This window comes from Caulobacter sp. B11 (assembly GCF_002737765.1).
In the GTDB taxonomy this organism is placed as follows: domain Bacteria; phylum Pseudomonadota; class Alphaproteobacteria; order Caulobacterales; family Caulobacteraceae; genus Caulobacter.
Genome location: NZ_PEGG01000056.1, coordinates 1 through 9,125 on the forward strand (window position 1 = coordinate 1; position 9,125 = coordinate 9,125).

General features: G+C 69.2%; 6 protein-coding genes and 2 pseudogenes. 4 read left to right on the plus strand and 4 right to left on the minus strand.

Annotation, left to right across the window (positions count from 1 at the left end):
- Nucleotides 1-327: pseudogene (locus CSW58_RS03740) on the minus strand (preprotein translocase subunit SecA); the annotation flags it as partial.
- A 402-nt stretch (nucleotides 328-729) separates the two neighbouring features.
- Between CSW58_RS03740 and CSW58_RS03745 the strand changes: the two are divergent.
- Genes CSW58_RS03745 through CSW58_RS03755 form a run of 3 tightly spaced genes read left to right on the plus strand, consistent with a single transcriptional unit; the run spans nucleotide 730 to nucleotide 3,643 of the window.
- Complete coding sequence (locus tag CSW58_RS03745) at nucleotides 730-1,716, plus strand: peptidylprolyl isomerase (protein WP_201721558.1); 987 nt, start codon at nucleotides 730-732, stop codon at nucleotides 1,714-1,716.
- Nucleotides 1,713-3,185 (plus strand): bifunctional glutamate N-acetyltransferase/amino-acid acetyltransferase ArgJ, encoded by a 1,473-nt coding sequence (argJ, locus tag CSW58_RS03750; RefSeq protein ID WP_201721557.1) that lies wholly within the window; start codon nucleotides 1,713-1,715, stop codon nucleotides 3,183-3,185. The genes CSW58_RS03745 and argJ overlap by 4 nt, the downstream gene beginning before the upstream one ends.
- 2 nt (nucleotides 3,186-3,187) lie before the next feature.
- On the plus strand, nucleotides 3,188-3,643 hold the full coding sequence (locus CSW58_RS03755) for a hypothetical protein (protein ID WP_099446361.1): 456 nt from the start codon (nucleotides 3,188-3,190) through the stop codon (nucleotides 3,641-3,643).
- Between the two features lie 19 nt (nucleotides 3,644-3,662).
- On the opposite strand, the gene mnmA is transcribed toward CSW58_RS03755, so the two are convergent.
- The 3 genes from mnmA to flgK are packed head-to-tail and all read right to left on the minus strand — an operon-like array spanning nucleotide 3,663 to nucleotide 7,951.
- Nucleotides 3,663-4,862: a tRNA 2-thiouridine(34) synthase MnmA gene (mnmA, locus tag CSW58_RS03760; RefSeq protein WP_099446362.1), complete on the minus strand. Its 1,200-nt coding sequence runs from the start codon at nucleotides 4,860-4,862 to the stop codon at nucleotides 3,663-3,665.
- A 44-nt stretch (nucleotides 4,863-4,906) separates the two neighbouring features.
- The gene (locus tag CSW58_RS03765; RefSeq protein ID WP_099446363.1) at nucleotides 4,907-5,830 is read right to left on the minus strand and encodes a flagellin; all 924 of its coding nucleotides are present in this window, start codon (nucleotides 5,828-5,830) and stop codon (nucleotides 4,907-4,909) included.
- Between the two features lie 9 nt (nucleotides 5,831-5,839).
- Nucleotides 5,840-7,951, minus strand: coding sequence for a flagellar hook-associated protein FlgK (gene flgK, locus CSW58_RS03770; protein WP_099446364.1), 2,112 nt, complete (start codon nucleotides 7,949-7,951; stop codon nucleotides 5,840-5,842).
- A 403-nt stretch (nucleotides 7,952-8,354) separates the two neighbouring features.
- On the opposite strand from flgK, the pseudogene CSW58_RS03775 reads away from it, so the two are divergent.
- Nucleotides 8,355-9,125 (plus strand): annotated as a pseudogene (locus CSW58_RS03775) (hypothetical protein); the annotation flags it as partial.

Genomic DNA, 9,125 nt, shown 5'->3' on the forward strand with positions numbered 1-9,125 from the left:
CAGGGTCTTGCCCTCGCCGGTCCGCATTTCCGAAATGCCGCCGGCGTGCAGCACCATGCCGCCGACCATCTGAACGTCGAAGTGGCGCATGCCCAGCACCCGCTTGGACGCCTCGCGCACGGCGGCGAAGGCCTCGTGCAGCAGGTCGTCGAGCGTCTCGCCCTTGCCGAGGCGTTCGCGGAACTCGACGGTCTTGGCCTTGAGGGCCTCATCCGAAAGCGCGGCGTATTGCGGCTCCAGGGCGTTGATCTTCGAGACGCGGGCGGCCAGCGCCTTGACCTTGCGTTCGTTGGAGGAGCCGAAGAGCTTTTTGGCGAAGCCGAGCATGTAGACAAAAATCCGGTGAAAATTGTGAGCCTGGTTGACGGTCTGGTGGTGCAAGGCCCCTTGCCCGCACGACATATTCCGCCCCTAGCAGCGCGCGCGAGACTTAAGCAGCAGCCCTACCAGTGTCAACGCGAGGCCGGGCGAGGCGTGCCGCTAAAAGCGACCGAACGAGGCGAATTTCTGGTCGCCGATGCCGTTAGGGCGCCTGAGGGGGCCCGCGCGGCGGCCCCGGGGCGATCCCGGCGGCGCGGCCTGACCCGCCGGTCCGGACGGGTCGCGCCGAGGGCCCATGCGCTGTATCGGCTCGGCCTCCACTTGACCCGCGCACGCCCATGGGCAAGTTGCATGTCCCTTGCTTCCAAAGCGCGCTAGAGCCGCGCCGCAAGACCCCTGCGGAGATTCATCTTGATCAAGCGCGCGCGAAGCCCGGTCTGGATCGCCCTGGCCCTCACCCTGGCCCTGGCCGCCTGCGGCCGCAACAAGGGCGACGAGTCACCGCCCGAGCCGGGCGACACCGCCGTGGCCACGGTCGACGGCCACACGGTGTGGGCCTCGGACGTCAAGCGCGAAGCCGTGGCCCAGGGCCTGATCAGCGAGGGCGAGCCGCTCGACATCGGCTCCGACCTGTTCCGCCAGCGCCTCGACGAGGTGGTCGACCAGAAGCTGCTGGCCGCCGAGGCCCTCAAGCGCCGCCTCGACAAGGATCCGGTGGCCCAGCGCCGCTTGGCCGCCGCCCGCGAGCGGATCCTCGGCGACATGCTGGTCGAAAGCGTCGTCGAAAAGGCCGTCAACGAGAACGCCATCCGCGGCCTCTATGCCGAACAGCAGAAGCTGTCCAAGCGCTCCGAGGAGATCCGCGCCCGCCAGATCCTGGTCGCCAGCCAGGCCGAGGGCGAGGCGATCAAAAAGCTGCTGTCGACCGGCGCCTCGTTCGACGCCCTGGCCATGGAACGCTCGACCGACGCGGCCACCCGCTTCAACGGCGGCGACCTGGGCTATTTCACCGTCGACGTCATGCCCGAGGCCTATGCCCTGGCGCTCAAGGACGTCCAGAAGGGCGCCCTGGTCGGTCCCTTCGCGACCGAAGGCGGCTGGGCCGTGCTGCGCATCGAGGACAAGCGGCTGGAAGAGCCGATCACCCTGGAGGCCGCCCGTCCCCAGATCGTGCGCTTCCTGACCTATGACCAGGTACGCGACCTGCTGGAGAAGCTGCGCGGCGGCTCGAAGGTCAAGATCCTGACCGCCAAGCAGCAGGACCTGCCCGGCGCGCCCCGCGAACCGGCCTCCGCCCCGCTGACGCCGCTGGAGGGCGGCCCCACCACGCCGGCGCCGCCCGCCGCCGCGCCTTCCAACCTCGCCCCGTCGCCCGCCCCGGCCAGGAAGCCATGACCAAGACGCCCAAGCCCGCCGGCAAGACGGCGACCAAGCCCCGCGCCGCCGCCAAGGTCCCCGCCGCCCATACGCCCGCCGACCTGGCCCATCAGGTCGGGGCCAGTGTCGGCCAGGCCTTTGATCGCGCCATCGACCCCCTGACCTCGGCCCTCAAGCGCGCCAGCCAGCGCCGGGCCGACCGTTCGGCCGCGCCGGACGCCGCCACGCCCGCCGCCGCGCCGGGCAAGCCCGGCCTCGCCGTGTCACCCCTGGCCGTGCCCTTCCCGACCATTCCGCCGATCGCCGGGGTCGAGATCGCCACCGGCCGCGCGGGCTTCTACAAGCACGAGCGCGACGACCTGCTGCTGATGCGTTTCGTCGAGGGCACCAACTGCGCCGGCGTGTTCACGCGCCACGGTGTGGGTTCGGCCCCGGTGGACTGGTGCAAGCGCCAGCTGACCGCCAGCGGCGGCGCCGATGTCCGGGCCCTGGTGGTCAATGCCGGCTGCGCCAACAGCTTCACCGGCAAGCCCGGCGCCGACGCGGTGCGCCGGGTGGCCACCGCCGTGGGCAAGCGCTTCGACTGCCGCCAGCGCGACGTGATGATGGCCTCGACCGGGGTGATCGGGGTGATCCTCGACGACAGCAAGATCACCGCCCGCCTGGCCGAGGTCGAGACCCGCCTGACGGCCGACGCCTGGGCCCAGGCCGGCGCGGCGATCATGACCACCGACACCTTCCCGAAAGGGGCCTACGCCACGGCCCTGATCGACGGGCACGAGGTGAAGATCGCCGGCATCACCAAGGGCTCGGGCATGATCGCGCCCGACATGGCCACCATGCTGGCCTTCGTGGCCACCGACGCCGCCATCGCTCCGGCGGCCCTGCAGACCCTGGTCAGCCTCTATACCCGCACCACCTTCAACTGCGTGACAGTGGACGGCGACCGCTCGACCAACGACACGCTCCTGCTCTTCGCCACGGGCCAGGCTTCGGCCCCGAGGATCGCCAGGGCCGGCGACAAGCGCCTGGCCGACTTCCGCGAAAAGCTGGAAGGCGTGCTGCTGGACCTGGCCCTGCAGCTGGTTCGTGACGGCGAGGGCGCGACCAAGTTCGTCAAGATCACCGTCAACGGGGCGGAAAGCCCGCTGTCGGCCCGCAAGATCGCCCGCACCATCGCCGAAAGCCCGCTGGTCAAGACCGCCTTCGCCGGCGAGGACGCCAACTGGGGCCGCATCGTCATGGCCGTGGGCCGGGCCGACGAGCCGGTCAATCGCGAGAAGATCAGCATCAAGTTCGGCGACCTCTACGCCGCCCGCGACGGTCTGGTCTCGGCCGACTATGACGAGGCGGCGATGAGCGCCTATGTCAAGAAGCCGGAGTTCGAGGTCAGCGTCGATGTCGGGGTCGGCAAGGGCTCGGCCACGGTCTGGACCTGCGACCTGACCAAGCAATATGTGGCGATCAACGGGGATTACCGGTCCTAGCCATGGCGATCGACCTTTCCGACATCGCCGCCGTCTGCCTGGAGCAGGGCTATGTGGTCGAGGAGATCGATCGCGGCCTGGAAGTGTCTGGCGGCGAGGACGGCGGCGCCTTCTATTTATTCCCCGAGGGCGACTGGCTGCAGGTGCGCTGCCAGGTGCTGGACCCGCAGGACCTGGATCAGGCGCGCGACCTGACGGCCTTGTTCGAGACGATCGCCCGGGTGCAGTTTCGCCTGATCGGCTGCCGGTTCGGGTTCGACGTCCTGACCGGTCTGTGGCTGGTGGAAGACCTCTATCCCGGCTTCGAGCCGGACCGCCTGCCGGCGGTGCTGGAGCAGCTGACCTTCGTCTGGACCGCCCTGGGCGCGGTGCTCGAGGCGGCGCTGAACGGGGCCATTCCCAACGATCTGGACCTCGACGCGGCCTTCGACCTGGAAGCCTCCGAACGCCCACACTGACGCCCCGAGGACGCGGCGTCTATTGCAGCCGCGTCGTGCCGGCGATGAATCCGCCGCCCAGCACCCGCTCGGGATCCGCCGGGTCGTAAAGGACGCAGGCCTGGCCGGGCGCGACGCCCTCTTCGTGGACGTCGAACAGCAGCGACACCTGGCCCTCGATCAGGGCCAGACGACCCGGCACCGGTTCGCGGGTCGAGCGCACGCGGGCCAGGACCGGGGCCCCGGCCAGGGCGGCGTCCTCCAGGCTGTCGGTCTCGCCCAGCCAGGAGCCTTCCTTCAGGGTCAGGGCCTGGGTCAGCAGGGCCTCGCGCGGACCGACGATCACCTGGCGGGCGTCGGCGTCGATGCGCACGACGAACAGCGGATCGCCGACCGCCACGTTCAGCCCCCGGCGCTGGCCGATAGTGTAGCGGGTGACGCCCTCGTGGCGGCCCAGAACCCGGCCGTCCAGATGCACGATGTCGCCCGGAATCGCGCCCTGCGGCCGGATGCGGTCGATCACCGTGGTGTACTTGCCCTCGGGCACGAAACAGATGTCCTGGCTGTCAGGCTTGTCGGCGATGGCCAAGCCCAGCTCGGCCGCCACGCGGCGCACCTCGCTCTTGTCTAGCCCGCCCAGCGGAAAGCGCAGGAAGTCGAGCTGGTCGCGGGTGGTGGCGAACAGGAAATAGCTCTGGTCCTTGCTCGGATCGGCGGCGCGGCGCAGCTGCGGGCGATTGCCGCCGCCGACAAAGGCGCGCTGCACATAGTGCCCCGTCGCCATCGCCTCGGCGCCCAGGTCGCGGGCCACGTCCAGCAGATCGCGGAACTTGACCGTCTGGTTGCAGCGCACGCAGGGGATTGGCGTCTCGCCGCGCAGATAGGCGTCGGCGAACTCCTCGATGACCTGTTCCTTGAAGCGGCTTTCGTAGTCCAGCACGTAGTGGGCGATGCCCAGTCGCTCGGCCGCCATCCGGGCGTCCATGATGTCCTGGCCCGCGCAGCAGGCGCCCTTCTTGGCGATGGCCGCGCCATGGTCGTAGAGCTGCAGGGTGACGCCCACCACCTCATAGCCGGCCCGGGCCAGCAGGGCGGCGGTCACGGTCGAGTCGACCCCGCCCGACATCGCCGCCACGATCCGGGTCCCGATCGGCAGGCCCACGGCGGCGCGCGCCGCCGCCACAGCGCGGTCGGTCAGTGCCGTGTCGAAAGAGGCGGTGTCGGCGTCCATCGCGGCCATATAGCGGTTCGGGCCTGCTTTTGCGAGGTTACCGGGCCTCGCGCCTATTTCAGGACGTTCAGCAGCGAGGAGTTCTGCAGGGACGCGAAGACCTGGGCCGAGGCCTGGACCGCCAGTTGGGCGGCCTCCATGCGGGTGATGGCTTCGGCCATGTCGACATTGGTTATGCCGCCGACCATGCCGCTGAGGGTGTCGGCCTGGTCCTTGAGGTCGGTCTGGGCGCTTTCGAAGCGCTTCTGGATGATGCCGTTCTTGCCCTGCTCGGTCACCACGCCGGTAAAGGCGGCGTCGAACGCCGGCAGAACGCCCTTGAGGAAGTTGACCTGGGTGGTGTTCAGGGTGCCGGTGAACGGGCCATTGGCGTCGACATAGGCCTGAACCTGCTTGAACGCGTTGAACGCCGCCGTGCCGACGCCGTCGCCCAGCACGCCGGTATTGACCGTGGTGGCCTCGTCGATCCGGTTGGAGGTCACATAGGCGTCGTTCTGGAACAGCGCGGCGGTCGACGCCGCGGCGGTCAGGTCAGCCAGAGATCCGGCCGTGGTCGTCGCCGTGTCGGTGCGGGCGCCGGAAAAGAGGTAAAGGCCATTGGACTTCGTGTTGAGGCCCTGCACCACGTCGCCGAAGCTGCTCTGCAGCTGCTGCATCAGGGTTTCGCCGCTGCCGGCCGCCATGGCGTTGGCGATGGCCTCGCGGCCGCCCCGGATTCCTTCCGAAATCTGATTGAGCGCCGAGTCCTGGATGTCCAGGCGGTTGGAGACCAGCTTGGTCTGGTCCAGGAAGCCGTCGATCTTGGCCTGGGCGCTGCGCATGGCGGTCAGCACCTCGGCGCTCTTGGCGTAGCCCTTCAGGTCGCCGGCCACCTTCTGGCTGGAGACCTGCTCGCCCATCTCGTTTTGACGGATCTGGGCGCGCATGAGGTTGGAGGTCATGACGCTGAAATTGCCGGCGGTGGAAACGCGGGTCATGGCTTAGCCCTAGATGATGTTCGTCAGCACGTCGAACATGTCCTTGGTCGCCTGGATCAGGCGGGCCGAGGCGTTGAACGCTTGCTGATAGGTGGTGAGGTTGATCAGTTCTTCGTCGAGATTGACCCCCTCCTGAGACTGGCGCTGGGTGTCGACCTCGACCTTGACCGAGTCCGCGGCGTCCTTGCGGCTTTCCGCCGTGGCGGCCTTGCGGGCGATGGTCCCAGCGAAATCGGCGCTGTAGCGCAGGACGCTCATCGACGAGGCGGCGGCGTCGCCCGCCGCGCCGAAACTGGCGGCGTTGTCGCCGGCCTTGGCCAGGGCCAGGGCGCCGCGGCCGTCTCCCACAGCCAGGGCCGGGGTCCCGGCGGCGGCGGTCAGGTTCAGCTTGGCGAACGGCAGGCGGGCGGGATCGGCGTTCATCGCGGTATCGACCGTGAAGCGTCCGCCGCGGGTGCTGCGCTCGCTGGGCCCGATGCCGAACAGCTGGCTCATCGCGGGTCCGCCGACGCCGCGTTCGGTGTCATCGGCGATCACCGACAGCGAGACGGGCGAGGCGCCGTTGGAGGCGAAGGTCAGCTCGCCCTTGGAGCCCAGCGAGAAGGCGCCATAGAGGCCCACCCCGCCATTGCGCGCGTTGAGGGCGTCGACCATGTCCTGCATCGTCGTGCCGGTCGGAACCGCGACCGCAAGATCGCGGATCCGCCCCCCCTCGACGTCGGTCAGGCGCAGGGTGATGGTCTCGCCCGGGGTGAAGCCATGAGGATCGGTGGTTTGCAGACCCGTTTCATAGGGAGAAAAGGTCGAGGTCCGGACGATGTCGTTGAGGCCGAAGAACTGGCTGAACCCCTTGCCGGCCTTCATGGACGGCGTGGTCGGGTCATCGGCGATCGCCAGGCCGTTGGCGGTGTTGGTCGTCGCCAGGCTCAGCGCCCCATCGGCGAAGGTGGCCGTTGCGGCGCCGCCGAGGGCGCTGTTCAACTGGGTGAGGAAATTGGCGCTGGTGAAGCTGGGGCCCGCCACGCCGTCGACCAGGGTCGTCCCGGCGGTGAAGTCGATTTCCACCCGCTTCTGGATAACGCCCGCGGCGTTGGTCACCGCCAGGGTGGTCTTGCCGCTGAAGCCGTTGAAGGCCTCGACCGAGCCCAGACCCGTGTTGCGGCCTTGCAGACTGTTTGGGGCGGGGACCGAGGCCGAGGCGTTCGAGGCCCGATTGAGCTCATCGGCCGCGCGGGTGACGAACTCGCCCAGCTGGTCGGAGATGTTGGGCAGCTCGATATTGCGCAGGTCCAGCAAGCCCTTCAGCTCGCCGCTGCCCAGGAGCAGGGTCGAGGCTTGGCCGCCGCTGTTGGCCGTGCTGACCGTCAGATAGCCGTTGGCGGCGCCGGACTGCTGGTAGCCGATGGTCGCCGCGCCTTCGCCGGCCAGGCTGGCCCCCTCGATCGACCGAATGATCACCCCGCCATTGGACCGGCCGCTGATCTGAACGTTCATCAGGCTCGACAGTTCGTCGATCAGCCCGCCCTGAATGTTCTCCGAGCCGGTGGAATCGGCTCCGGTGGTCTTGGCGCGGGTGATGTCGGTGTTCAGGCCGTCGATCTGCTTGAGCAGGTCATTGACCCGATTGACGTCGGCCGAGATCCGTCCGTCGGCGTCCTTGGCCAGGCTCGACAGCCCCGAGGTGATCCGCGCGGACTCCGCCAGGAAGTCCTCGATCTTGGACACCGCCTGGGTGCGTAGCAGGCTCGAGGTGGGATTGTCGGCCGCCGAGGAGAAGGCCGAGAACACATCGTCCAGGCGCGAGAAGAAGTTGGTTTCGGCGCTTGGATCGCCAAACAGGGCCTGGGCGCTGTCCAGGGCACCCGCCAGGGCCGCGGCGCGGCCGGAGTCCGACGCGGCGTTCAGGCTGGCGGCCTGCAGGAACTTGTCGGCGGCCCGCTTGATGGTGTCGATATTGACGCCCACGCCCATGCCGTTCGACACGAGGTTGGACTGGCCGATGGTCTTGCGGACATAGCCGGCGGTATTGACGTTGGCGATGTTGTCGGAGACGACGCGCAGGCCCGTCTGGGCCGCCATCATGCCCGAGGTCGCGATGTTCAGGACGGTGTTCAGCGACATCTAGAAATCTCCTGCCCGCTCGGCAATCACGGAACGGCACAGCGCGTCCTTGCCGGGCGAAACTTGCCGGGTCGGGGGGGGCTTGCGACCCACGCTATGCTTCAAGCCATTGAATTTCATGGCAATTCGTTCCTCTCGCCGTGCGGGCGATGAAGGAGAGTGCGCAAGGACCGCGCCAACTGGCCCTGTGACCCGGGGACGCGGCAAGCCCGGCCCTCCTGGACGCATCTGACTCGGCAAAAAGCGCCGCAGCAGGACGTTTTCAAGGTGTAAAATCTTCTTTAATATTGTTTTAGTTCAAATGCTTAGTGGATTTCTTCCGGTTGGCCCGGGGGTTGCTGAGAGAGGGGCGGACCAAGGCGGCCTCAGTTGGGGGACGCCAAACCACCGAGCCCCAGTGCGAATGACCGCGATTGTCGCTTCCACCGCTCCATCCTCCAGCCTGCCGGCCACCGCCGGCGGTGCGCCGCAGGGCGAGAGCGGCGCGTTCGGCGATCTGCTGGCCGCGCTGGACGGTGGGACGACCGCCGATCCGGCCGATGAGCTCGCCGCGGCGACGGTGACGACGGCGGACCTCGCCAATCCCGCCGCCCAATCTGACGGCCTCGACGCCGCCCAAGCCGCGGCCCTGGCCGCCGCCCAGGCCGCCGCCGCCGCCAACCTGGTGGCCGCGATGAGTCTGCCCGTCGCCCAGGCCAGCCCGCAGTCGGTCCCCGTCGAGGACGCCGACAAGACGAGTGGCTCGGACGTCGCCGCCGTGAACCCCGACGTCATCAGTCCCGCCCTCCCCAGCCTCGACCTGGCCGGGCCGGACCTCCTTTCGCCGATGGGGGAAGGCTCCCCCCTCGCCGCCGCCACGCCCGCCGAGACCGCGCTTTCGGCTCTGAACGTCGACCTCGCCTCGGTTCCGGCCGGAACGACGCCCGCGCCGCAAGCGGGCCGCGCCGCCGAGACCGCCCGCCCGCCCGCGCTGGCGGCCCTGCCCGAAGTCGTCTCCGTGGTCGGCGTCATCGTCGCGCCGACGGCCCCGAAGGCGGAGGCCGCCCCAGCGCCCATCCCCGCGGACGCCGTGGCGCCCGCCGCGCCCGCCGCGACCGCCGCGACCGCTGCACAGCCGGTCCCGACCACGCCTCCGGTCAAGACCCCGGACGACAAGGCCTCCAACCCCAAGATC